Here is a 23,103-nt window from a genome sequence, read left to right on the forward strand (position 1 = left end):
CGCTCAGGCGGACAGGCGCTCCACGGCCGCGTCGACGCGCTCGTCGGTCGCGGTCAAGGCGACCCGGACGTGCTTGCCGCCCTTCGGGCCGTAGAACGTCCCCGGCGCCACCAGGATCCCGCGGTCGGCCAGCCATGCGACCGTCGCCGAGGCGTCCTCGTCGCGCGTCGCCCACAGGTACAGGCCCGCCTCGGAGTGGTCGATGCGGAAGCCGTTGTCCTGCAACGCTTTCCGCAGCGACAGCCGGCGCCGGGCGTACCGCTCGCGCTGGGCGGCCAACGCCTCGTCGTCGGTCAGGGCGGCGACCATCGCCTCCTGGACCGGGCGCGGCACGATCATGCCCGCGTGCTTGCGGACGTCGAGCAGCTGCTTGACCAGCCGCGGGTCACCGGTCAGGAAACCGGCGCGGTAGCTGGCCAGGTTCGCCGACTTCGACAGCGAGTGCACCGCGATCAGGCCGTCGGTGCGGCCGCCGGAGACGTCCGGGTGCAGGATCGACAGCGGTTCGGTCTCCCAGCCGAGCGCCAGGTAGCACTCGTCGGACACCACCACGACGTCGCGCTCGCGCGCCCACTCGACCACCTTGCGCAGGTGCTCCACCGGGAGCACGCGACCGGTCGGGTTGGACGGCGAGTTCAGCCAGATCATGGCCGGCTTCTGCGGGCCGAGCGCGACCGTGCTGTCGGCGCGCAGGATCGACGCGCCCGCCAAGAGCGCCCCGACCTCGTACGTCGGGTAGGCCAGCTCCGGGATGACCACCAGGTCGCCCGGGCCGAAGCCGAGCAGGCGCGGCAGCCAGGCCACGGCCTCCTTCGACCCGATCGTCGGCAGCACGGCGTCCGCCTCGATACCGGTCACGCCGTGCCGGCGGCCGAGGGCGGCGATGGCCGCCGCGCGCAGGGCCGGGATGCCGTGCGTGGTCGGGTAGCCCGGGATCTCCGAGACCGACGCGAGCGCGTCGCGGATGCCGGCCGGGACCGGGTCGACCGGCGTGCCGATGGAGAGGTCGACCACCCCGCCGGGGTGCGCGCTCGCCGTGGCCTTGACCTCGGCGAGCGAATCCCAGGGGAAGTCGGGCAGCGCGACCGGGCTCATTCGCCCTGCGGGGGCAGCGCCTTGATGAACGCCGGGTCGTGCGCGGTCTTGCCCACCTTGGACGCGCCGCCGGGCGAGCCCAGCTCGTCGAAGAAGTCGACGTTGGCCTTGGTGTAGTCCGACCAGTTGTCCGGGACGTCGTCCTCGTAGTAGATCGCCTCGACCGGGCAGACCGGCTCGCAGGCGCCGCAGTCGACGCACTCGTCCGGGTGGATGTACAGCATCCGCTCGCCCTCGTAGATGCAGTCCACGGGGCACTCGTCGATACACGCCTTGTCGAGCACGTCGACGCAGGGCTCGGCGATCACGTAGGTCACTGCGCACTCCTGCTTTTCTCTGCAAACAGCCAGTCGTGGCCGACACTACGCGGTTCGGCCACCCGTTCGGTTGGTGAGGCAAGCCTTAGCCATACCCGGGGTATGGCGCTCACCTCTGCCGACGGCGCGGGGGCGGGGTGGCCCGGGCGTCGCCGGTGATGACGAAGCGGGGTTTCGGAGCTTCGTCCTCCGTCTCCTTCTCCCCCACGGCCCGGTTGAACCCCTCGGAGATCTCGTCGACGAGCTTCTCGTTGTGCCGCTCGTCCTTGCGCTGGATGCCCACGGCCACCTCCTCCTCGGGAAATCCGCTCCGCGCCGGTCACTGCCTCGGTCACAATCTAGTCGTGAACGCACCCGAGGCGCTGGAAATCGTCTGCAGCAGAGCATGGCCGCCACTGGTCGAGGAACCCCTCAACGACTGGCGATTGCGCTGGGCAGGGGGCTTCACGGGCCGCGCGAACAGCGCGCTCGCGGTCGGCGACCCCGGCCGGCCGATCCCGGACGCCCTGCGCGCGGTGTGTGACTTCGCCCACGATCGGGGGATCCAGCCGATGGTGCAGGTGATCCGCGACAGCCCGAACGAGCGCGCGGTCGTCGCCGAGGGCTGGTTCCAGGCGACGCGCCACCACCGCGGCCACGAGGTCGTCGTGCTCACCACCCCGCTGACCGGCACGTCCCCGGCCGGCGGCGTCGAGGTGCACGACGAGCCGACGCCGGAGTGGTGGGCGCTGACGCTCGGGCCCGGCGAGGACAACCCGGCCGCCCGGAGCGTCCTGACCGGCGGGAAGGTCGGCTACGGCGTCGCGACGCTCGACGGCGCCACCGCCGGCGTGGTGCGCGGCGCCCTAATCGACGGCTGGCTGCACGTCGGCCGCCTCGAAGTCGACCCGGCCTTCCGCCGCCGCGGGCTCGCGAAAGCGCTGATGGGCGCCCTGCACACCTGGGGCGCGGAACACGGGGCGGACCACGCGGTGTTGCAGGTGGCGGAGGGGAACGCGGGCGCTCTCGCGCTCTACGCGGGGCTCGGCTACGCCCCGCACCACAGATACCGGTACTGGGTGCCCGCACCCGGCTCGTGCGAGGATTCGACGTCGTGAAGATCGTGGTAGTGGTCGGCGGAGTGGGCGGGGCCCGCTTCCTGCTGGGTGTCAAGGCAGCGCTGGGCATGGCACCGGAAGGTGCCTCCGAGTCCGAGCACGAGGTGACAGCGCTGGTCAACACCGGCGACGACGTCTGGATGCACGGGTTGCGGATCTGCCCCGACCTGGACACCTGCATGTACACCCTGGGCGGCGGGATCGACAAAGACCGCGGCTGGGGGCACTCGGACGAGACCTGGGTCGTCAAGGAGGAGCTGGCCGCCTACGGCGCCGAGCCGACGTGGTTCGGCCTCGGCGACAAGGACATCGCCACCCACCTCATCCGGTCGCGGATGCTGCGCGCGGGCTACCCGCTCTCGGCGGTGACCGAGGCCCTGTGCGACCGCTGGCAGCCCGGCGTCCGGCTGCTGCCGATGTCCGACGACCGCGTCGAGACGCACGTCGTGATCGACGACCCGGAGCAGGACGGCCAGCAGAAGGCCGTGCACTTCCAGGAGTGGTGGGTGCGCTACCGCGCCGAGCCGAAGGCCCACTCGATCGTCGCGGTCGGGGCCGACGAGGCCAAGCCGGCGCCGGGCGTGCTCGACGCCATCTCCGGGGCCGACGCCGTGCTGTTCGCGCCGTCGAACCCGGTGGTCTCGGTCGGGACCGTGCTCGGCGTGCCCGGGGTCCGGGACGCGCTGCGCAAGACGTCCGCCGGCGTGGTCGGGGTGTCGCCGATCATCGGCGGGAAGGCGCTGCGCGGGATGGCCGACGCGTGCCTGACCGCGATCGGCGTCGAGACGTCGGCGGAAGCGGTGGGCCGGCACTACGGCTCGCGCAAGGACGGTGGCGTGCTCGACGGCTGGCTGATCGCCGAAGGCGAAACGGCGGACGTGCCGGGCGTGACCGTCCGGGACGTGCCGCTGCTGATGTCCGATGTGGACGCGACCGCGGCGATGGCCCGCGCCGCCCTGGAACTGGCGGGAGCCCCCGTTGACTGACCACGCTTCCCCCAAGCTGGAGATCATGCCCGTCACCGGGCTGCCGGAGTTCCGCCCCGGCGACGACCTGACCGGCGCGATCGTCAAGGCCGCGCCGTGGCTGCGGTCGGGGGACGTCCTGGTCGTGACCAGCAAGATCGTCTCGAAGGCCGAGGGCCGGCTCGTCAAGGTGCCCGCCGACCCCGAGGTCCGCGACGCCGAGCGCCGGAAGCTCGTCGAGCGCGAAGCCATCCGGGTGGTCGCGCGGATCGCGCGCACGGTGATCACCCAGAACCACCTGGGGATCGTGCAGGCGGCGTCGGGCATCGACGCGTCGAACGTCGAGGGCGACGAGGTCGCGCTGCTGCCCGCCGACCCGGACGCGTCGGCGCTGGCGCTGCGCAACGGGCTGCGCGAGCGGCTCGGCGTCGAGGTCGCCGTGGTCGTCACGGACACGATGGGGCGCGCGTGGCGGGTCGGGCAGACCGACGCCGCGATCGGCTCGTCCGGGCTGCGCGTGCTGCACGCCTACCGCGGCGAGGTCGACGGGCAGGGCAACGAGCTGGCCGTCACCGAGGTCGCGATCGCCGACGAGCTGGCCGCGGCCGCCGACCTGGTCAAGGGCAAGCTCGGCGGGACGCCGGTCGCCGTCGTCCGCGGGCTCTTCCTGGAGGACGACGGCTCGACCGCCCGCGACCTGGTCCGCCCGCTGGACGAGGACCTCTTCCGGCTGGGCACGAACGAGGCCATCGAACAGGGGCGGCGGGCGGCCGTCCCGTCGCGGCGCTCGGTCCGGCAGTTCGCGGACGAACCGGTCGACCCGGCCGCGATGCGCCGGGCGGTGGCGTCCGCGCTGACCGCGCCCGCGCCGCACCACACGCACCCGGTGCGGTTCGTCTGGCTGCGCGATCCCGGCCTGCGGCACAAGCTGCTCGACGCGATGCGCGAGTCGTGGCGGGCCGACCTGGAACGCGACGAGTTCACCCCGGAGCAGATCGCGAAGCGGCTCAGCCGGGGCGACATCCTTTACCGGGCCCCGGAAGTCGTCATCCCGTTCCTGGTCCCGGACGGCGCGCACACCTACCGCGACGAGCGCCGCAACGACTGCGAGAAGACGATGTTCACCGTCGCCGGCGGCGCCGCGGTGCAGGGCTTGCTGGTGTCGCTGGCGGCCGAAGGGCTCGGCTCGTGCTGGATCGGGTCGACGATCTTCGCCGCCGATATCGTCCGGGACGTCCTGGGCCTCGACGAGCGGTGGCAGCCGCTGGGTTCGGTCGCGATCGGCGTCCCGGCGTCGGATCCCGGCCCGCGCGGGCCGATCACGCCCGGAGAGGGGCTGCTGGAGCTGTGATCCCGAACCTGCACGCCGACGCCTACCTCACGCTCGACGACTGGCGTCCCGGCACCCCCGCGCAAGAATCGCTGCGCCAGGCCTTCCTCGGCTTCCTGCTCGCCCGGTCGGACTGCTGCGAACGGGAGTGCCGGGCCGGGCACATCACCGCCTCGGCCGTGGTCCTGGACCACACGGGGACGCAGGTGCTGCTGACGCTGCACCCCCGGGTCGGCCGGTGGCTGCAGCTCGGCGGCCACTGCGAATCCGGTGACGGCACGCTGGCCGGCGCCGCGCTGCGGGAGGCCACCGAGGAGTCCGGCATCGAGGGGCTGCGGATCTCCGCCGAGCCGGTGCACCTGGACGTCCACCCGATCACGTGCTCGCTGGGCGTGCCGACGCGGCACTTCGACGTCCGGTTCGCGGTGCACGCCCCGGCGGGGGCTTCGCCGGTGCGCAGCGACGAGTCCGACGACCTGCGGTGGTGGCCGGTGGACGCGCTGCCGGCGGGGTCGGAGGATCTCGCCGATCTGGTGAAAGCGGCCGTTCCTGTCGGTGCCGGGCACTAGCCTGGGGTGTGGACAGGGAGGGACCACATGGCTACGCAGTTTCCGCAGCGCGTGCACTTCCACTCGGGAGGGGGCGGCGGCAGCGGGGTGTTCGGCTACATCGTCGTCGGCCTGCTGATCCTCGCGATCATCGTGTTCGTGATCGTCGTGGTGGTGCGGGTGTCGAAGATGCGCCGCGAAGAGGCGATGAAGCAGGGCGGGCAGTTCCCGCCGCAGCAGAACTTCCCGCCGCAGCAGGGGTTTGCCCCGCAGCAGGGATTCGCCCCGCCGCCGGGTGGGTTCCCGCCGCAGCCGGGGTCGGGCGGGTTCCCCGCGCCGCAGGCCGGGTTCCCGCCGTCGCAACCGGTTCCGCAGCAGCCGGGCTTCCCGCCGTCGCAGCCGGTTCCGCAGGGGCAGTACGGGCAACGGCCGCCTGGTCCGGGAGCGGGTCCGCAGAGCTGGTGATCATCTCCTTCGACAGCGCTTCGCCGGTCCCGCCGTTCGAACAGGTGCGGTCCGGGCTCGCGACGCGGATCAACGACCGGAGCCTGCCGGTCGGCACGAAGCTGCCCACGGTCCGCGCCCTTGCGGCCGAGCTGGGCATCGCGCCGAACACGGTGGCCCGCGCGTACCGCGAGCTGGAGGAGGCGGGCCTGATCGAGACACGTGGCCGCGCGGGCAGCTTCGTCGCGGCGGCGGGCGACCAGAGCCGCCGCCGAGCCCAGCAGGCGGCGGCCGGCTACGCGGACCTCACCCGCAAGCTCGGCCTGGACGACACCGAGGCGCTGGCGATCATCCGCGCGGCGCTCGACGAAGGAAAGGGCTGACCGTGGGGCTGAGCGTCCTGACGCTGCTGATCATCCTGGTGCCGGTCGCACTGATCGTGACGCTGGTGGTCGTGGTGATCAATGTGAACAAGCCGAAGCAGCCGCCGTACCCGCCGCAGCATTACCCGGGTTACCCGCCGCAGCAGGGTTATCCGGGCCAGCAGCTCCCGCCGGGGTATCCGCCTCAGCAGGGGTATCCGGGGCAGCAGCCGGGCTATCCGCCCCAGCAGGGCTACCCGGGGCAGCAGCCGGGTTACCCGCCCCAGCAAGGCTTCCCGCCCCAGCAGGGCGGCTATCCCCCGCAGCAGTAAGCCTCCCGCGCCCGGCGGCACCAAGGACCTTGCCGGCCATGGCTCCGCCGCCCAGCGGCAGCGAGCACCCGCGGCAGAGACGGCCTGCCCGGCGAAAGCTCGATGCGCGGCCGCCTTCGCACATCCCGCTTCCAGCCACCGCGGCCTGCTTCGGGCAAGCCACCGCAGCACTTCGGCTTGATCACATCGCGCGGTAGTCGCGCAGCTCGATCCTCGGTCCGAACCGCGGCCGCCGATGACCCGCCGCCTCCAAGTACCGCACCGCTCGCTGCCGCTGTGGCGCATACGGTGCCAGCACCTCCGCCATTCCCGCGTCGTCGAGTTTCGCGCCCAGCACCGCGTTCCCGACCATCGATGGGATGTTGTAGTCGCCGAAGCTGACCGCGTCCGGGTCGCCCCAGGCGCGCTGCGCCACCTCCGCCGCCGTCCACACCCCGATGCCCGGGACGTTCCGCAGCAGGTGCCGGCCCGCCAGCCCGCGCAGCTCCACCGCCCGCTCCAGATGACCAGCCACCCGCGCCGCGTTCAGCAACGCCGTGCGGCGCTTGATGTCGACGCCCGCGCGGTGCCAGTGCCAGTCCGGCAACGACCGCAGCGCCACCGGCGTCGGCGGCACGCGCAGCCGCTCCGGCCCCGGCCCGGGCGCCGGCGCGCCGAACCGGCGGCACAGCTCGGCCCACGACCGGATCGCCTCCTTGCCGGTCACCTTCTGCTCCAGCACCGCCAGCACCAGCCAGTCCCACACCACGCCCGTCGCGCCCAGCCGCAGCCCCGGGTTCTCCCGCCGGGCGCGCGCGACGACGTCGTGGTGAGCGACGAACTCCGAATCGTCGTCGTCCGCTCCCAGCAGCGCCGGGACGCCGGTGAGCAGCCGGTCCGCGCCGTCGCCCCAGGCCGCCGCCTCGACGCGGCCGTCGGTCAACCTGCGCAGCGCCAGCGTGCCCGGGCCGTCCGGCGTGTTCGACGCCAGCCACGTGATCCCGCGCTCGTCGGTCAGGATGTTGAGCGACCCGCGCCCGCGCTTCAGCGGACTCAGGACACTGCCCAAGTCGACCTCGAAAGCGGGACGCCAGAACATCGCTACGCGTCGCTCGAGAAGCGGACGGAACCGTCGGGCAGCACGGTGTCCGGCCAGACCCGGGCCCCGTCCAGGAGCTCGCAACCGGCGCCGACGGACACGCCGTCGCCCAGCACGACCCCGCGCAGCACCGCGCCGGCGCCGACGCGCGCGCCGTGCCCGAGCACCGAACGCTCGACGATGGCGCCCTCGGAGACGGCCGCGCCGTCGAACAGCACCGAGCCGTCGATCTTCGCGCCCGAGCCGACGACCGCGCCGCCGCCGATGGTCGAACCACCGCACAGGTGGGCGTCTTCGGCCACGGAAGCGCCGTCGAGCACCAGGAAGTCGCCGGGCCGGCCGGGCAGCGCCGACGTCGGCGCCACGCCCCGCACCAGGTCGGCCGACCCGCGCACGAACGCTTCCGGCGTGCCGACGTCCAGCCAGTAGGACGCGTCGACGAAGCCGTGGATGTGCGCGCCCTGGTCCAGCAGCTGCGGGAACGTCTCGCGCTCGACGGAAACCCGGCGCCCGGTGGGGATCGCCTCGATCACCGGGCGGCGGAAGACGTAGCAGCCGGCGTTGATCTGGTCGGTCGGCGGGTTCGGCGTCTTCTCGAGGAACGCCTGGACGCGGCCGGTTTCGTCGGTCGGCACCGAACCGAACCGGCTCGGGTCGGGCACGCGCTGCAGGTGCAGCGTGACGTCGGCCTCGGACTCGCGGTGCACGCGCAGCTGCTCGCCGAGGTCGGAGCCGGAGATGATGTCGCCGTTGAAGACGATCACGTGCTCGGCGCGCAGCTTGTCGTAGACGTTCCGGATCGCGCCCGCCGTGTCGAGGGGCTCCTCTTCGACGACGTACTCGAGGTCCAGACCGATCGACTTGCCGTCGCCGAAGTACTCCTCGAACACCTCCGCACGGTAGCTCGTGCCCAGCACGACGTGCCGGATCCCGGCCTCGCGGATGCGGGAGAACAGGTGGCTCAGGTACGGCGTCCCGGCCGTCGGGAGCATCGGCTTCGGTGCCGAAAGGGTCAGTGGCCGCAGGCGCGTGCCCTTGCCCCCGACCAGCACGACGGCGTCGATCTCGACCTCGGACGTCACGGAAATCTCCTCCTGTATCACGCACCGCTGAGCGACAAGCCGCGGGAAACCCTGACGGAGGTCGCCCGGAGGGCCTACCCTAGACAGGAAACAGGCGGCCCTTTCCCCAGAGGGCCCCGGGTCAGTCGGGAGGCCGAGGGGATGGACCCCCGCGATCGGGCGGACGCCCTGCTCGCACGAGCCCAAGCGCGCGGTGTGTTCGTCGTGACACCCGACAGCGCGACGTCGCCGATGGACTCGTCGAACACCCAGCAGATACCCCGGGCGCAGATCGACGGGCTCGACCGCAGCCAGGACCCCGACACGACCACGCAGCTGCCGGCGTCGCTGATCGAGGAGAACGACCACCCGCTCGCCGGCGCGGCACCGACGCGGCGGCTGGAGGCCCGCGGTGGCCGCCGCCCGCAGGCGACGACGCCGTTGAGCACGCCGTCGCAGACGACCCCGCTGCCCACGCCGCCGATCACCACGCCGCTCGCGCGCCGGCCCCAGGCCGAGCCGATCACGAGCCCGCTGAAGGAGCCGGACCCGGAGGACACCGGCCTGGTGCCGACGGTGACGCAGACCAACGGCAAGTCCGACCTTTCGCGCCGGCTCGACGGGATCTAACGGGTTTCGAGCTTCAGCCGCACGGCGAGGCCCAGCTTCGCCAGCGCGAGCACCGGCTTCCAGGCGAGGCCCTGGTGGCGGTCGGCGAGGTAGCGGTAGGCGCTGTCGTGGTGGGCCTTGAGCATCTTCTCCGACGCCTGTGACGTTGAGTGGCCACCTTCGTGCGTGACGCGCGCCGACGGCGCGTAGACGTTCAGCCAGCCGGCCTGGGCGAGGCGGTCGCCGAGGTCGACGTCCTCGAAGTACATGAAATAGCGCGTGTCGAAGCCGCCGACGGAGTCGAACGCCTCGCGGCGGATCAGCTGGCAGGAACCGGAGAGCCAGCCCGACGTGCGCTCGACCGGGGTGCCGGTCTCCTGGCGGTACTGCTTGGTCCAGGGGTTGCCGGGCCAGATCTTCGCGAAGACGGCGTGCCCGATGCCGCGCCCGAAGGAGGGCAGCAGCCGGGCGGAGGGGTAGACGGTGCCGTCGAGGTCGTGGATCAGCGGCCCGAAGGCACCGCCCCGCGGCCACCGGCTCGCGACGTCGAGCAGGGCGTCGAGCGACCCGGGCTCCCATTCGAGGTCCGGGTTGACGACGACGACCCAGCCGTAGCGGTCGTCGAGCTCGGCGACCCCACGGTTGGCGGCGGTGCCGTAGCCGACGTTCTCGCCGATGCTGAGCAGCTGCACGTTCTTCCGGTTGGCGGTGGCCTTCTCGAGGGCCCCCTCGACGGACGCGTTGTCCGCGACGACCACCTTGACCTCGCGCTCGGTGGCCTTCTCGAGCGTGTCGAGGAACCGCTCGATGGTGTCCTCGGAGAAGTAGGTCACGGTCACGACGCCGACATCGTCGCCATAGCGGGAGTGCTCAGTCACCCAGCCATTGTCCACTCATCACCCAGCGCGACCCCGCCACCCCACAGGGCGTACTCAGCGGGTGCGGAGATGCCGGGACCAGGCCTTGGCGTAAGCCTCTCGATGCCGCTCCGCGGTCGTGGCCCAGGAGAACTCCTTGGCCCGCTGCTGAGCCGCCGTGGCCAGCTCCGCCCGCCGCCCCGGGTCCGCCAGCAGCTCCGCCAGCCCCGCCGCGACGTCACCCGCGCCGACCCCGCAGTACGCCACCGCGTCGCCGCCCACCTCGGGCAGCGACAGCCGGCGCGTCGTCAAAACGCAAGCCCCGCACGCCATCGCCTCCAGCACCGGCAACCCGAACCCCTCGCCCAGCGACGGGTACGCCACCAGCTCGGAACCGCCGAGGAACCCCGCCAGTGTCCCGAAGGGCAGATATCCTGCCCGGATGACGCGAAGCCGGTGCGGGACGGCGTCCAGCGCCCGCTCCACCTGCGTGTCCCACCCCGGCTGCCCCGCCAGCACCAACGCCGGCGCGTCACGCCGGTCCGCCACCGCCCGCGCGAACCCGCGGATCAGCGCCGGCACGTTCTTGCGCGGCTCCAACGCCCCCAGGAACGCCACGTACGGCGTCCGCCCGAGCCCTACCGCCGAACGGGCGGCCGCGACCTCCGACGGTGACGGTGGGTGAAAGCGCTCGCTGTCGACGCCGTGGTGAATGACTTCCAGGGACGCGTGCCGGACCGGGCCGACGCGGGCCAGCTCCGCCGCGGTCGCCGCCGACGGGACCACGCACAACGTCGCGCGCCGCAGCGCCGTCGCCGTCCACGCGCGGAAGAACCGCGCCTTCACCGACGAGTGCAGCACCGCGTCGGTGAAGAACGTCGCGTCGTGCAGCGTGACGACCGATGCCGCCGACGTGGCCAGCGGCATCGTGTAGTGCGGCGAGTGGACGACGTCCGCGCCGAGGCGGCGGACCAACCGGGGCAGGGTCGCCTGCTCCCAGGTCAGCCGCGCGGTGCGGGTGGTCGTCGTCGGGGATGCCGGGACCACGCGGGAGCGCGGCGCCAGCCGATCGTAAAGCTGCAGGTCCCGGGGCTGGCAGACGACGGTGAGCCGCGCCCCGTCCGCGTCGAGCGCGGCGACGAGCGAGTCGACGTACCGGCCGACCCCGCCGCGGTCCGCGGGAACCGCGGTCGCGTCGATCAGCACGCGGGGGTCATCGCTCACCCCTGCAGGGTACGGCGGTGACCCGGTGTCATGGTGGGGAACTGCCAAACCGGTTAGCCGTGCGCGCGAGTGTGGATCGCCCAAACGGCTTCCGCCGCGCGACGCCAGGTGAACGTCCGCGCGCGCTCCCGCCCCGATCGAGTGAGGCCGGCTGCCACGGAGGGTGAACCCAGCACCTCGCGCAACGCCGCCGCCAACGCCGCGGCGTCGCCGCGCGGGACCATCACGCCCGCGCCGCCCGCCACCTCCTCCAGCGCCGGGACGTCCGTGTGCACCACCGGGACCCCGGCCGCCATCGCCTCGAGCAGCCCCATCCCGAACCCCTCGGCCAGGCTCGGCACGGCCAGCACGCTCGCGTGGCGCAACGCCGTCGCGAGCTCGGCGTCCGACACCTTCCCCAGCATCCGCAGCCGGTCGGCGGGAAGACCGCGGTCCCGCGCCAGGGCGGCCGGGTCGACAGCGCCCCAGCCCGGCTGCCCGGCGAGCACCAGCACCACGTCGTCGAGCGCCGCGACCGCGTCGACCAGGACGTCGATCCCCTTGCGCGGCTCGATCGTCCCGACGGCCAGCACGTACCGCGGCGGCAGGTCCAGCGGCGCCGACCCGGCCGGGACCCGCACGCCGTGCGGCACCACGCGCACCGGGACGTCGACGTCGATCAGCACCGCCAGCTCGTCGGCGACCGCCCGCGTCGGCACCACCAGCCCGGACGCCCGCCGCGCGGCCCGCGCGATCATCGACCGGTGCCAGCTGACCCCGCGCGCGGTGAGCGTCTCGGGGTGGGTCCAGGGGACGGTGTCGTGCACGGTGACGCTCAACGTCTTCCCGGCCGGCGCGCGCGGCGGCGCGAACGGCGTCGGTGCGTGCACCGCGTCGCCGCCCGGCCACCAGCGGATCCCCAGCTGCCAGGCGCCGACCAGCGCCCGCGGCGGGAGCCGCAGCACGCGCGGGCCCTCGACGCCGTCCAGCCGGGCCGGGCCGACGTCGGCGTGCCGCGCGACGACGCTGGAGACCGTCCAGCCCCGCGGCGCGGTCTGCGCGAGCGCGGGCAGCAGCTCGGCCGTGTAGCGCCCGGTGCCACCGGGCACGGGCGCGAGGAGCTGCTCGGCGAGCACGACCAGTTCGGGCACGCGGCTATTGTGCGGGACGTGACCGCGAATCCCGCCACCACGGTGGTCGTCGTGACCTGGCGGGGTGCCGGGCACGTCACCGCCTGCCTCGACGCGCTCGCCGCGCAGACGCGTCCACATCGGACGCTCGTGGTGGACAACGCCTCCGACGACGGCACCGCCGCCCTGCTCGCGGCCCATCCTTCGCGTCCGCAAGTAGTTCGCCTGCCGCGCAACACGGGGTACGCGGGCGCGCTCGCCGTCGCCGCGAAGCGCGTCGAGACTCCGCTGATGGCGTGGCTGAACGACGACGCCGAACCAGAGCCGGACTGGCTCGCGACGCTCGAGGACACCCTGGAAAAAGCGCCCTTGGCCGGCGCGGCGACGTCGTTGCTCGTGCGGGCCGATGGCACCACGCAGTCCGTCGGCGTCCGGCTGACCGCCGACGGCCACGGCGCCGACCTCACCGAGCCCACCGCCGAGGTGTTCGGCTTCTGCGGCGGCGCGGCGCTGCTGCGCACGGACGTTCTGAAGAGCGTGCACGGCGTCCCGGCCGGGTTCTTCTGCTACTACGAGGACACCGACACGGCGTGGCGGCTGCGGCTGGCCGGCTGGGACGTCGTCGCGGTGCCGGAAGCCCGCGTCCGGCACGCCCACGGCGTCAGCACCGAGCTGGGTTCGCCGCTGTTCCACCGCTGGAACGAGCGCAACCGGCTGCTCATGCTGCTGCGGTGCGCCCCGCGCGCAGTCGCGGTGAACCAGCTGCTCAGGTTCGCCGTGTTGACAGCGGTGCTGCCGCTGCGGCCGGGACGTCCGGCCGCGGCGAACTTCCGCTTCGGCCTGCGCTGCCGGGTGCTGGCCGAGGTGGTGACGCGGCTGCCGGCGACGCTGGCGGCCCGTCGCGAGATCGGCCGCGACGCCGCGCTGGGCCGAGGCGCGGTCTGGGAGGCTTGGGCCGGGCTTTAAGCTGGCGCTCAATCCCGACGAAGGAGCTGGCTTTGGCGCAGGGGGAACCGCAACCGCTCGTCTCGGTGATCGTGGTGAACTACCGCGGTGCCGACGACACGATCGCCTGCCTGCGCGCGCTCGCCGAGCACGACTACCCCGAGCTCGAGCTGATCTGCGTCGACAACTCGGACGAAGCCGCGCGCATCCGCGAAGCCGTTCCGCACGCCAACGTCGTCGAGGCCGGCCGCAACACCGGGTTTGCCAGCGGCTGCAACCTCGGCGCGAAGCACGCGAAAGGCACTGTCCTCGGCTTCCTCAACAACGACGCCCGCCCGGCTCTCGGCTGGGTCGCCGCCGCGGTCGCCGAGCTGCGTGCGCAGCCCCGCGTCGCCGCCGTGGCCAGCAAGGTCCTCGACTGGGAGGGCACCGGCACCGACTTCGTCGACGGCGGCCTGACCTGGTTCGGCATGGGCTACAAGCGCCACGCGGGCTCGCCCCTGGCCGACGTCCCGGCCGCCGAGCACGAGGTCGCGAAGGACGTCCTGTTCGGCACCGGCTCGGCGATGTTCGTGCGCTCTTCGGTGTTCGCCGAGCTCGGCGGCTTCGACGAGCGGTTCTTCATGTTCTACGAGGACGTCGACCTCGGCTGGCGGCTCAACCTGCGCGGCTGGCGCGTCCGGTACGTCCCCGAGTCGCTGACGTACCACCGCCACCACGGCACGATGGCCGCGGTCGACGCGCCGGAAACCGGCCGCGAGACCTTCCTCCTGGAGCGCAACGCCCTCGCCGCGCTCTACAAGAACCTCTCCGACGAGACGCTCGCCCGCGCGCTGCCCGCGGCGCTCGCCCTGGCCGTGCGCCGGGCCACCGCCCGCGGCGAGCTGGACGCCACGCAGCTGGACCTCGAAAAGGGTGTCGGCCCGATCGAGTCCGGCGACGTCGCCATCCCCCGCACCACCCTCGCCGGGCTCCTCGCGATCGACCAGTTCGTCGAGCAGCTGCCGGCGCTGGCGGAGTCCCGCGCGGTCGAGCAGGCCGCCCGCGTCCGCACCGACGCCGACCTGCTTCCGTTGCTGCGCAAGGCTTTGGAGCCCGCCTACCCGCTGCCGCGCTACCTCGCCGCGCACGACATCCTCGTCGAGGCCTTCGGCATCGAGAAGGCTTTCGGGCAGCGTCGCAAGGTCCTCGTGATCACCGGCGACGCGCTCACCGAGCGGATGGCCGGCCCGGCGATCCGCGCCTGGAACATCGCGCTGGCGCTGGCCGCCGAGCACGACGTCCACCTCGTCACGACCAACCCGCTCGCCACGCCGCCGCCCGCGCCGTTCCGCGTCAGCGCGGGCAAGCACCGCGAGCTGGAAGCGCCGATCGCCTGGGCCGACGTCGTCGTCCTGCAGGGTCACGTGCTGGAGCTCGCGCCGTCGCTGAAGAAGGAGCACAGCGGCAAGATCGTCGTCGCCGACCTCTACGACCCGATGCACCTGGAGCTGCTGGAGCAGGGCAAGGGCATCGCCGACGACCAGCGCGCGGCCGACCTCGCCGGGGTCACCCGCGTGCTCGACGCCCAGATCGAGCGCGGCGACTTCTTCCTCTGCGCGTCCGAGCGGCAGCGGCACCTCTGGCTCGGCCACCTCGCCGCGCTCGGCCGGCTGTCGCCGCGGCTCTACGACGCCGACCCGACGACGCAGTCGCTGCTCGCGGTCGTCCCCTTCGGACTGTCACCGCAGGCCCCGGTGCGCACCGGGCCCGGGCTGCGCTCGACGCTGGGCATCGGCGGCACCGACCACGTCGTCCTGTGGGCCGGCGGGGTCTACAGCTGGTTCGACCCGCTGACGCTGATCCGCGCGATGGACGAGCTGCGCCGCCGCCGCGCCGACGTCCGGCTGGTGTTCCTCGGCATGAAGCACCCGAACCCCGAGGTCGCCGAGATGGACATCGGCACGCGCACGATCCGGCTGGCGGATTCGCTGGGGCTGACCGGAAAGCACGTCTACTTCAACGAGCAGTGGGTGCCCTACCACGAGCGCCAGAACTGGCTGCTGGACGCGAACTGCGGCGTCACGACGCACTACGAGCACGTCGAGACGACGTTCGCGTTCCGCACCCGCGTGCTCGACTACCTGTGGGCCGGGCTGCCGATCGTCACCACCGACGGCGACTCGTTCGCCGACCTCGTGCGGGCCGAACGGCTGGGCGTCGTCGTCCCGGCCGAGGACGCTTCCGCGCTGGCGGACGCGCTGGAAAAGGTGCTGTACGACGAGGAGTTCGCCGCGGGCTGCGTCGAGCGGATCGCCGTCGTCGCGCAGCGGTACACGTGGCCGGAGGCGCTGAAGCCGCTGGTGGAGTTCTGCCGCGACCCGCGTCCGGCGGCCGACCGGCTGCCCGGTTCGGCGGACCTGACGACGACGGCGCCGGTGCGCGGCCGGGCGATGCTGCGCCGCGACGCCGACCTGATCCGCGAGTACCTCGCCGCGGGCGGCCCGTCGGAGCTGGCGCGGCGCGCGGGCGGCCGGGCGTTGAAGATCGTGAAGCAGCGGCTTCGCCGTGGCTAGGTCCCTGAGCGTCCTCCTCGACGGCACCCCGCTGCTCGGCGCGCGCACCGGCATCGGCCGGTACACCTCGGCGCTGATCGAAGAGCTGGTGTCGATCCCCGAGGTGGACACGCGCGCGGTGGCGTTCACGCTGCGCGGCTGGCGGCGGCTGCGGCACGTGCTCCCGTACGGCGCGCGGGCCCGCGGCATGCCGGTGGCGGCGCGGCTGCTGCGGGCGGCGTGGGAGCGTTCGGACTTCCCGCCGGTGGAGCTGTTCGCCGGCCCGACGGACGTCGTGCACGGCACGAACTTCGTGCTGCCGGGCCGCTTGCGCGCGGCGGGCGTGGTGACGATCCACGATCTGGCCTTTTTGGACAACCCCGCGGAGCTGGCCCCGAGCGACCGCGGCCTGCCGGAGCTGGTCCGCCGCGGCGCGCGCCGCGCCAACGTGATCTGCACCCCGACGGCGGCGGTGGCCGACTCGGTGGCGGAGCGCCTGGACGTCTCCCGCGACAAGATCGTGGTGACACCGCTGGGCGTGAACCCGGCGTGGTTCACGGCGCGCCCGCCCGACGACGAGCGTCGTGCCCGCCTCGGGCTGCCGGCGCGGTACTTGTTGTTCGCGGGCGCGGCGGGGCCGCGCAAGGGCCTGGACTGGCTGACGCGCGCGCACGAAGCTGCCCCGGACCTGCCGGACCTGGTGTTCGCGGGCCCGGGCCCGTTCCCGCGCTCGTCCCGAACCGCCCAGACCGGCTATCTGTCCGATGTGGACTTGCGCACGGTGGTGGCGGGAGCGTCGGCACTGGTGCTGCCGTCGCGGGACGAGGGGTTCGGGCTGCCGGTTCTGGAGGCGATGGCCTCGGACGTCCCGGTGGTGTGCACGGACATCCCGGCGTTGCGCGAGGTAGCGGGCGACTGCGCAAGCCTGGTCCCGTACGGCGACGTGGACGGGCTGGCAGAGGCGCTGCGAACGGCGGTGACGGACCCACACGCGGTGGCGACGTCGGCATCGAGGCGGGCCCACGCGGCGAACTTCACGTGGCGCACTTGCGCCGAGCTGACGGTCGGCGCGTACCGGATGGCCTCAGGCCGTCACTGAGGCGGACGGCCGTAACGATTCCCCTCAGGCCGGCGACCTAGGAGCGCTCGCGCTGCTGGGCGCTGGAGCCGCCTACATTACCGCGACACTGGCTTTCACGGACAAGTTCGGATCCGCGGTCAGCTGGATCGTGGTGGCCATTCTCCCGAGCCCGCTGTGGCTGGTGGCACACGCTGACCTTGTCCTGGTCGCACACCCCGGAATCGACCATCGTCTTTGCCTGCCTCTACGGCTTCGCAATGGTTTCGACCGTTTTTTCGTGGGTCTACGGCTTCAAGCACGCGGCGGAGGCCAGGGAAGTGCTCGAGCCGAAAACACAACCGGCCTCAGCCGGTCACTGAGCCCGGAAGTACGCCTCGAGCGCCTCTTCCCACGGCCGCATCGGGGTCAGCCATGCCTCTTTCCACGACGTCGGCGACAACACCGAGTAAGCCGGCCGCGTCGCCGCCTGCGGGTACTCCGCCGACGTGCACGGCCGCACCCGCGATGGATCCGCGCCCAAATGCCGGAAAATCGCCCGCGCGAACCCGCACCAGCTCACCGACCCGGCGTTCGTGCAGTGCAGGATCCGCCGCTCCGGCCCGTCGCCGGAAGCCACGCGCCCAGCCAGCTCGAGAAGCCCCGATGCCAGATCGGAAGTCCAAGTAGGACCGCCGATCTGATCGTCCACAACAGACAGTTCCGGACGGGAAGACTCCAGCCGCGCCATGGTCTTCACGAAGTTCGAGCCCGAATGGCCGTACAGCCACCCGGTCCGCACCACCCACGAGGAAGCCCCCGACCCCAGCACGGCGTCCTCGCCCGCCGCCTTGGTCCGGCCGTACGCAGACCGCGGGCCCAGCTCGTCCGACGGCTCGTACGGCGAAGACGCATCCCCGGCGAACACGTAATCCGTCGACACGTGGATCAGCGGCACCCGGCGGGAAGCGCACGCCGCCGCCAGCACCCGGGGGCCGTCCGCGTTCACCGCGAACGCCCGCTCCTCGTCCGTCTCGGCCTTGTCGACCGCCGTGTACGCCGCCGCGTTGATGACCACCGGCGCGGACCCCTTCTCGCGGGCCCGGTCGGCCAGCGCGCCGACCGCGGCGAGCACCTGGCCCGTCGACGTCACGTCCAGCTCGGCAGAACCCGGCGCCACCACATCCACCGAGGGGGACGCCAGCGCGGCCAGGTCCCGGCCGAGCTGCCCGGAACCCCCGGGCACAAGCACCGTCAGCGGCACGAAAACCCCTACTTCTTCAGCGCGGCCCGCTCCGCCAGGGGCTCCCACCACGCGCGATTGTCCGTGTACCAGGCCACTGTCGCGGCCAGACCGTCCTCGAAGGACACGCGCGGAGCGTACCCCAGCTCCGAACCGATCTTCGTGATGTCCACCGAGTACCGGCGGTCGTGGCCCTTGCGGTCCTCGACCGGCTCGACGCTGTCCCAGCCCGCCCCGACCGCCGCCAGCAGCTTCTCCGTCAAAGCCCGGTTCGTCAGTTCGGTGCCGCCGCCGATGTTGTAGATCTCGCCCGGGCGCCCGCCGTCGGCGACCAGCTGGATGCCGTGGCAGTGGTCGTCCACGTGCAGCCAGTCACGGACGTTGAGCCCGTCGCCGTACAGCGGCACCTTCCGGCCGTCGAGGAGGTTCGTCACGAACAGGGGGATGACCTTCTCCGGGAACTGGTACGGACCGTAGTTGTTGGAACACCGCGTGATGCACACCGGCAGCCCGTGGGTGCGGAAGAACGACCGCGCCACCAGATCGGAGGACGCCTTCGACGCCGAATAGGGCGAGTTCGGCTCCAGCACGTGGTCTTCGGTCCAGGAGCCGGTCTCGATCGAGCCGTACACCTCGTCCGTGGACACGTGCACGAACTTCGAGACGCCCGCTTCCAGGGCCGCCTGCAGCAGGTTCTGCGTGCCCAGCACGTTCGTCAGCACGAAGTCGGCGGAACCGAGGATCGAGCGGTCCACATGCGACTCCGCGGCGAAGTGCACGACCAGGTCCACCCCGCGCATGACGTCGGCGACCTGCCGGGCGTCGCAGATGTCGCCGCGGACGAACCGCAGCCGCGGGTCGGCGGCGACCGGGGCCAGGTTGGCCTCGTTGCCGGCGTAGGTGAGCTTGTCCAGCACCACCACCTCGGCGTCGCGCAGCGCCGGGTAAGCGCCGCTCAGCGCCTGCCGGACGTAGTGCGACCCGATGAAGCCGGCACCCCCGGTGACCAGGACCCGCATCTTCCCGCCTTTCCTTCGGCCCCCGACCGGGGCAATCGGCCCCCAGCCTACGGAGGCCTGACAACACCCTCAGTAGAGTCATGGTGGAGGCACATCGGTGCCCTGGGGGAAGCACGGGGTTTCACAGGGGAGGAAGCGCGTGACCGAATGGCCTGCGCCGCCCGTCCCGGCGCGCCGCCACACCGGCGCCGCGGTCTTCGCACGCCGCGGCGGCAAGGTCGTCGTGTCCCTGCTGTCCGTCGCGATCCTGGCCCTGACCTGGTACGGCTGGCACTTCATCGGTGACCCGAACAGCGGCCTGACCACCACGAACGTCTTCGCCGACACCGCGGCCCACGCGAAGCCGCTCGACGGCGCGATCGACATCCTCCTGGTCGGCCAGGACAGCCGCACCGACGCGCAGGGCAACCCACTGCCCCGCGAGGTGCTGGACATGCTGCACGCCGGCGTCTCCGACGGCGAGCTCAACACCGACACGATGATCCTCGTGCACATCCCCCAGAACGGGAAGCACGCGATCGCGATCTCCTTCCCCCGCGACTCCTGGGTCGAGCTGGCGGGCGGCTACGGCAAGCACAAGCTCAACAGCGCCTTTGTCTACGCGTACACGGACACTTACAAAACGTTGCAGCGCCAGGGCATGACCGACCTCAAGGAGGCCGACGCCCAGGCGAAGGTCGCCGGCCGGAAGAACCTGATCGCCACGATCGAGAAGTTCATCGGCAAGCCGGGCATGATCGACCGCTACGCCGAGGTCAACCTGGCGAGCTTCTACGAGATCACCAAGTCGATCGGCGGCGTCGAGGTCTGCCTCAACGGACCGGTCAAAGAGGTGAAGTCCGGCGTGGACCTGCCGGGCGGCCGCCAGACGATCGAAGGCGTGCAGGCGCTCGCGTTCGTCCGCCAGCGCTACGGCCTGCCGAACTACGACCTCGACCGGATCGCGCGCCAGCAGGCGTTCCTGTCCGGACTGGCCCGCAAGGTGATCTCGTCCGACGTCCTGACGAGTCCGGCGAAGATCGCCGACCTCGTGGCGGCCGTCAAGAAGTCCGTCGTGGTCTCACAAGGCTGGGACCTGACCGAGTTCGCGGAGCAGATGCGCGGCCTGACCGGCGGCAACATCGAGTTCCACACGATCCCGACGCTGGGCAACGCCGTGATCGGCGGCGCCGACGTGCTGCGCGTCGACCAGGCCGCGGTCCAGGCCGAGGTGACGCGCTTGACCTCGGACGGCGACGCCCCAGCCCAGCCGACGACGACGCAGCTGCCGGGCGCGAAGGCCGTCACGATCGAGCTGTTCGACGGTTCCGGTTCTCCGTCGCTGGCCGGCCAGACGCACACGCTGCTCCAGGGCAAGGGCTTCACGCTCGCCGCCGACCAGAAGCTGAGCACCCGCAACACCACCGTCGTCCGGTACAACCCGGCCGACTCCGCCGCGCTGGAGCTGGTCAAGCAGGCGCTGGGCACGACGGTCCAGGCCGAGCCCGACCGCGACGTCACCGCCGGGCACGTGCGCGTCCTGCTGGGCAAGGACTTCCGCAGCTCGGCCGCCGGCGCGGGCGGCGCGCCGACGTCGTCGGCCCCGAAAGCCCCGCCGTCCACCGTGGCTTCCTCCGCCCCCGCCGCACCGGCGATCACCGCGGGCGACGTTCCCTGCGTCAACTAGACTGAGCACGCAGGGTGGTCGGGGGAGGTAAGCAGGGGATGGAAGACGAGCAGGAACAGCCGCAACCGGCCGAGACGCCGGTGACGGAGCGCGACGATCCGGAGTGGAAGCCATCGCCGTTCCCGCGGACGGCTCCGGTGGCCGAGGCCCCCTCGCGGGCGCGCCGCGCGGGGCGGGTGACGCGGCGGATCGCGGTCGGGCTCGTCTCGGTGCTCGCGCTCGGCGCCAGCGGCTACGCCTACGTCACCAAGGACCAGCTGCAGCAGAACGTCCCGACGACCGACGCGCTCACCCCGCGGGCCGGCGAGCCCGCGCCGCCGCCCGCCGACGACGGCGCCGACGACATCCTGCTCGTCGGCAGCGACGCGCGGACGGATGCCCAGGGCAACCAGCTCCCGCTGCGCGTGCTGAAGGAGCTGCGGACCGAGGCCAACAACGGCGCGGTGAACACCGACACGGTGATCCTGCTGCGGGTGCCCAAGGACGGCTCGAAGCCGTCGGCGGTGTCCGTGCCGCGCGACACGTGGACCGAGGTCCCCGGCCGCGGCAAGGCGAAGATCAACTCGGCGTACGGCATCGCGAAGGCGCACTTCGCGCAGCAGCTGCGCGCGCAGGGCGAGCGCGACCAGGCGAAGATCGAACGCGACTCCGACACCGAGGGCCGCCGGGTCCTGGTGCAGACGGTGCAGGACCTCACGCAGGTGCGCGTCGACCACTACGCCGAGATCAACCTGCTGGGCTTCTACCTGCTCACCGAGGCCCTCGGCGGGGTGAAGGTCTGCCTGAACCACGCGACCGAGGACAAGGACTCGGGCGCGAACTTCCGCCGCGGCGAGCAGACGGTCTCCGGCGGCGAAGCGCTTTCGTTCGTCCGGCAGCGCAAGAACCTGCCGCGCGGCGACCTCGACCGGATCGTGCGGCAGCAGGCGTTCCTGTCCTCGGCGCTGCACCAGGTGCTCTCGGCGGGCACGCTGACCAGCCCGGGCACGCTCAACAACCTGATGGACGCGGTGCACCGGTCACTGGTCCTCGACCCGGGCCTCGACCTGCTGCAGTTCGCGCAGCAGGCGAAGGGGCTCGCGTCGGGTGACCTGTCGTTCGCGACGATCCCGGTGATCACCGCGAGCGGGCGCAGCGAAGACGGCCAGAGCATCGTCGAGGTCGACAGGAACGCGGTCCGCGCGTTCGTGGCGGGCCTGGCCGGCCGCCCGGCCCCGGGCGGTTCCCCGGCGGCCGGCGGCGCGGTCCCCGCGGGCGGCGGCTCGGGCAGCGGCGCCGCCCCCGCCGCGGCACCGCTGCTCCAGGCCTCCGACGGGGTCGCCTGCGTCAACTGAAGTCGGCGCGGTGGTCCTCCGCCCACTGCCGGAACGTCCGCGGCGCGTGCCCGGTCACCTCGCGCACGACGTCCGTCACCACGGACGGTTCCCGCGTCGTCCGCTCCCAGACCCGCAGGACCCCCGGCGGCACCTCGGGCGGCCAGCCCAGCGCGACCATCCGCTCGGTGGCCTGCTCGGGCGTCAGCTCCTCGACCGGCAGTGGCCGGCCGAGGACGTCGGCGAGGACGGCCGCCTGCTCGCGGAAGCTGATCGGCTCCGGCCCGGTCAGCTGCAGCGCCTCCCCGAAGTGGGAACCGTCCGCGAGGATCTTCGCCGCGACGTCGCCCATGTCCTGCTCGTGGACGGCCCCGATCCGCGAGTCCGGATAGGGCGTGCGGACGACGCCCTCGGCGATGTCCGCGCGCCAGCCCAGGACGTTCGTCGCGAACGCACCCGGGTTGAGGATCGTCTCCGCGAACGGCGCCGCGATCAGCGCCTCCTCCACCGCCCGGTGCATTCGTGCGATGCGGCTGTGCGCGGAATCCGGTTCGAGCGTCGCGCCCGACGACAGCAGCACGACGTGCCGCACGCCGGCCGCCTCGGCCGTCTTGACGAAGCCCTCGATCCCCGACGGCCGCGTGTACAGGAACACCGACTCGACGCCGTCGAGCGCGGCGTCCAGTGTGGACGGATCTTCGAGGTCGGCGCTCACCTTCGCCGTGGGCACGTCGAGCGTGGTGGCGTCGCGGCTCGACGCGCGCACGTCCTGACCTGCGGCGACGAGCGCGTCGAGGACCGCGCGGCCGACGTGCCCGCGCGCTCCGGTGACGAGGATGGTCATGGCTGTCCCCCAGCTCTTCAGTTACCTTTGCTTGCAAAGCAAACGTACTGAGCT

The 23,103-nt window shown here is 72.6% G+C and carries 24 protein-coding genes; 13 read left to right on the forward strand and 11 right to left on the reverse strand.

Annotation, left to right across the window (positions count from 1 at the left end; genetic code table 11):
• Positions 1 to 3 precede the first annotated feature (3 nt).
• The 3 genes from dapC to ACIRSS_RS28470 form a co-directional block, all read right to left on the reverse strand.
• Positions 4 to 1,095, reverse strand: coding sequence for a succinyldiaminopimelate transaminase (dapC, locus tag ACIRSS_RS28460; protein ID WP_400900157.1), 1,092 nt, complete (start codon positions 1,093 to 1,095; stop codon positions 4 to 6).
• The gene (gene fdxA, locus ACIRSS_RS28465) at positions 1,092 to 1,412 is read right to left on the reverse strand and encodes a ferredoxin (protein WP_003083029.1); all 321 of its coding nucleotides are present in this window, start codon (positions 1,410 to 1,412) and stop codon (positions 1,092 to 1,094) included. Before fdxA ends, dapC begins: the two co-directional genes overlap by 4 nt.
• A 109-nt stretch (positions 1,413 to 1,521) precedes the next feature.
• Positions 1,522 to 1,695 carry a hypothetical protein gene (locus tag ACIRSS_RS28470; protein WP_400900158.1) on the reverse strand — a complete coding sequence of 58 codons (174 nt, stop codon included), beginning with the start codon at positions 1,693 to 1,695 and terminating at the stop codon, positions 1,522 to 1,524.
• A gap of 61 nt (positions 1,696 to 1,756) precedes the next feature.
• On the opposite strand from ACIRSS_RS28470, the gene ACIRSS_RS28475 reads away from it, so the two are divergent.
• The 7 genes from ACIRSS_RS28475 to ACIRSS_RS28505 are packed head-to-tail and all read left to right on the forward strand — an operon-like array spanning position 1,757 to position 6,490.
• A complete protein-coding gene (locus tag ACIRSS_RS28475; RefSeq protein WP_400900160.1) occupies positions 1,757 to 2,509 on the forward strand; it encodes a GNAT family N-acetyltransferase in 753 nt (250 codons plus the stop codon).
• Entirely contained in the window at positions 2,506 to 3,495 is a 990-nt protein-coding gene (cofD, locus tag ACIRSS_RS28480; protein ID WP_400900162.1) for a 2-phospho-L-lactate transferase, read from the forward strand. The genes ACIRSS_RS28475 and cofD overlap by 4 nt, the downstream gene beginning before the upstream one ends.
• Positions 3,431 to 4,825 (forward strand): coenzyme F420-0:L-glutamate ligase, encoded by a 1,395-nt coding sequence (locus ACIRSS_RS28485; RefSeq protein ID WP_400900164.1) that lies wholly within the window; start codon positions 3,431 to 3,433, stop codon positions 4,823 to 4,825. Before cofD ends, ACIRSS_RS28485 begins: the two co-directional genes overlap by 65 nt.
• Complete coding sequence (locus ACIRSS_RS28490; protein ID WP_400900166.1) at positions 4,822 to 5,373, forward strand: NUDIX hydrolase; 552 nt, start codon at positions 4,822 to 4,824, stop codon at positions 5,371 to 5,373. Before ACIRSS_RS28485 ends, ACIRSS_RS28490 begins: the two co-directional genes overlap by 4 nt.
• Before the next feature lie 27 nt (positions 5,374 to 5,400).
• Positions 5,401 to 5,817 carry a hypothetical protein gene (locus ACIRSS_RS28495; RefSeq protein WP_400900168.1) on the forward strand — a complete coding sequence of 139 codons (417 nt, stop codon included), beginning with the start codon at positions 5,401 to 5,403 and terminating at the stop codon, positions 5,815 to 5,817.
• Positions 5,814 to 6,179: a GntR family transcriptional regulator gene (locus ACIRSS_RS28500; protein ID WP_400900170.1), complete on the forward strand. Its 366-nt coding sequence runs from the start codon at positions 5,814 to 5,816 to the stop codon at positions 6,177 to 6,179. Before ACIRSS_RS28495 ends, ACIRSS_RS28500 begins: the two co-directional genes overlap by 4 nt.
• A gap of 2 nt (positions 6,180 to 6,181) precedes the next feature.
• Positions 6,182 to 6,490: a hypothetical protein gene (locus ACIRSS_RS28505; protein ID WP_400900172.1), complete on the forward strand. Its 309-nt coding sequence runs from the start codon at positions 6,182 to 6,184 to the stop codon at positions 6,488 to 6,490.
• 181 nt (positions 6,491 to 6,671) lie between these two features.
• Here ACIRSS_RS28505 and ACIRSS_RS28510 read toward each other — a convergent pair whose 3' ends face one another.
• Together ACIRSS_RS28510 and ACIRSS_RS28515 are read right to left on the reverse strand one after the other, a co-directional pair.
• A complete protein-coding gene (locus ACIRSS_RS28510) occupies positions 6,672 to 7,568 on the reverse strand; it encodes a DNA-3-methyladenine glycosylase family protein (protein WP_400900174.1) in 897 nt (298 codons plus the stop codon).
• A gap of 2 nt (positions 7,569 to 7,570) precedes the next feature.
• Positions 7,571 to 8,650 carry a sugar phosphate nucleotidyltransferase gene (locus tag ACIRSS_RS28515; protein ID WP_400900176.1) on the reverse strand — a complete coding sequence of 360 codons (1,080 nt, stop codon included), beginning with the start codon at positions 8,648 to 8,650 and terminating at the stop codon, positions 7,571 to 7,573.
• 141 nt (positions 8,651 to 8,791) lie between these two features.
• On the opposite strand from ACIRSS_RS28515, the gene ACIRSS_RS28520 reads away from it, so the two are divergent.
• On the forward strand, positions 8,792 to 9,259 hold the full coding sequence (locus ACIRSS_RS28520) for a hypothetical protein (RefSeq protein WP_400900178.1): 468 nt from the start codon (positions 8,792 to 8,794) through the stop codon (positions 9,257 to 9,259).
• Here the strand turns inward: ACIRSS_RS28520 and ACIRSS_RS28525 are convergent.
• The 3 genes from ACIRSS_RS28525 to ACIRSS_RS28535 form a co-directional block, all read right to left on the reverse strand.
• Positions 9,256 to 10,116: a glycosyltransferase family 2 protein gene (locus ACIRSS_RS28525; RefSeq protein ID WP_400900180.1), complete on the reverse strand. Its 861-nt coding sequence runs from the start codon at positions 10,114 to 10,116 to the stop codon at positions 9,256 to 9,258. The genes ACIRSS_RS28520 and ACIRSS_RS28525 overlap by 4 nt on opposite strands.
• A gap of 54 nt (positions 10,117 to 10,170) precedes the next feature.
• On the reverse strand, positions 10,171 to 11,301 hold the full coding sequence (locus tag ACIRSS_RS28530) for a glycosyltransferase family 4 protein (protein WP_400901889.1): 1,131 nt from the start codon (positions 11,299 to 11,301) through the stop codon (positions 10,171 to 10,173).
• A 71-nt stretch (positions 11,302 to 11,372) separates the two neighbouring features.
• A complete protein-coding gene (locus ACIRSS_RS28535; RefSeq protein ID WP_400900182.1) occupies positions 11,373 to 12,449 on the reverse strand; it encodes a glycosyltransferase family 4 protein in 1,077 nt (358 codons plus the stop codon).
• A 9-nt stretch (positions 12,450 to 12,458) separates the two neighbouring features.
• Here ACIRSS_RS28535 and ACIRSS_RS28540 point away from each other — a divergent pair, with 9 nt between their 5' ends.
• Genes ACIRSS_RS28540 through ACIRSS_RS28550 form a run of 3 tightly spaced genes read left to right on the forward strand, consistent with a single transcriptional unit; the run spans position 12,459 to position 17,006 of the window.
• Positions 12,459 to 13,394 (forward strand): glycosyltransferase family 2 protein, encoded by a 936-nt coding sequence (locus tag ACIRSS_RS28540; RefSeq protein ID WP_400900184.1) that lies wholly within the window; start codon positions 12,459 to 12,461, stop codon positions 13,392 to 13,394.
• Positions 13,395 to 13,426: 32 nt separating this feature from the next.
• Entirely contained in the window at positions 13,427 to 15,928 is a 2,502-nt protein-coding gene (locus ACIRSS_RS28545) for a glycosyltransferase (protein WP_400900186.1), read from the forward strand.
• Entirely contained in the window at positions 15,921 to 17,006 is a 1,086-nt protein-coding gene (locus ACIRSS_RS28550; protein ID WP_400900188.1) for a glycosyltransferase family 4 protein, read from the forward strand. Before ACIRSS_RS28545 ends, ACIRSS_RS28550 begins: the two co-directional genes overlap by 8 nt.
• Before the next feature lie 334 nt (positions 17,007 to 17,340).
• Here the strand turns inward: ACIRSS_RS28550 and rfbD are convergent, their stop codons facing one another.
• Positions 17,341 to 18,228 carry a dTDP-4-dehydrorhamnose reductase gene (gene rfbD, locus ACIRSS_RS28555; protein WP_400900190.1) on the reverse strand — a complete coding sequence of 296 codons (888 nt, stop codon included), beginning with the start codon at positions 18,226 to 18,228 and terminating at the stop codon, positions 17,341 to 17,343.
• Between the two features lie 8 nt (positions 18,229 to 18,236).
• On the reverse strand, positions 18,237 to 19,226 hold the full coding sequence (gene rfbB / locus ACIRSS_RS28560) for a dTDP-glucose 4,6-dehydratase (protein WP_400900192.1): 990 nt from the start codon (positions 19,224 to 19,226) through the stop codon (positions 18,237 to 18,239).
• A gap of 139 nt (positions 19,227 to 19,365) precedes the next feature.
• Between rfbB and ACIRSS_RS28565 the strand changes: the two genes are divergently transcribed.
• Together ACIRSS_RS28565 and ACIRSS_RS28570 are read left to right on the forward strand one after the other, a co-directional pair.
• Positions 19,366 to 20,892, forward strand: a complete 1,527-nt coding sequence (locus tag ACIRSS_RS28565; RefSeq protein WP_400900194.1) for an LCP family protein — start codon at positions 19,366 to 19,368, stop codon at positions 20,890 to 20,892.
• Positions 20,893 to 20,930: 38 nt separating this feature from the next.
• Positions 20,931 to 22,226 (forward strand): LCP family protein, encoded by a 1,296-nt coding sequence (locus tag ACIRSS_RS28570; protein ID WP_400900196.1) that lies wholly within the window; start codon positions 20,931 to 20,933, stop codon positions 22,224 to 22,226.
• Here the strand turns inward: ACIRSS_RS28570 and ACIRSS_RS28575 are convergent.
• Positions 22,219 to 23,049 carry an NAD(P)H-binding protein gene (locus tag ACIRSS_RS28575; RefSeq protein WP_400900198.1) on the reverse strand — a complete coding sequence of 277 codons (831 nt, stop codon included), beginning with the start codon at positions 23,047 to 23,049 and terminating at the stop codon, positions 22,219 to 22,221. The two genes, ACIRSS_RS28570 and ACIRSS_RS28575, sit on opposite strands and share 8 nt — an antisense overlap.
• Positions 23,050 to 23,103 lie beyond the last annotated feature (54 nt).

Origin of the sequence: Amycolatopsis sp. NPDC101161 (assembly GCF_044768185.1) — a bacterium.
Classification (GTDB): Bacteria; Actinomycetota; Actinomycetes; order Mycobacteriales; family Pseudonocardiaceae; genus Amycolatopsis.

Coding starts and splice junctions, on each gene's coding strand:
- dapC (WP_400900157.1), bottom strand. CDS start 1,095: ATGAGCCCGGTCGCGCTGCCCGACTTCCCCTGGGATTCGCTCGCCGAG.
- ACIRSS_RS28485 (WP_400900164.1), top strand. CDS start 3,431: ATGTGGACGCGACCGCGGCGATGGCCCGCGCCGCCCTGGAACTGGCGG.
- ACIRSS_RS28495 (WP_400900168.1), top strand. CDS start 5,401: ATGGCTACGCAGTTTCCGCAGCGCGTGCACTTCCACTCGGGAGGGGGC.
- ACIRSS_RS28570 (WP_400900196.1), top strand. CDS start 20,931: ATGGAAGACGAGCAGGAACAGCCGCAACCGGCCGAGACGCCGGTGACG.
- rfbB (WP_400900192.1), bottom strand. CDS start 19,226: ATGCGGGTCCTGGTCACCGGGGGTGCCGGCTTCATCGGGTCGCACTAC.
- ACIRSS_RS28520 (WP_400900178.1), top strand. CDS start 8,792: ATGGACCCCCGCGATCGGGCGGACGCCCTGCTCGCACGAGCCCAAGCG.
- ACIRSS_RS28575 (WP_400900198.1), bottom strand. CDS start 23,049: ATGACCATCCTCGTCACCGGAGCGCGCGGGCACGTCGGCCGCGCGGTC.
- ACIRSS_RS28510 (WP_400900174.1), bottom strand. CDS start 7,568: ATGTTCTGGCGTCCCGCTTTCGAGGTCGACTTGGGCAGTGTCCTGAGT.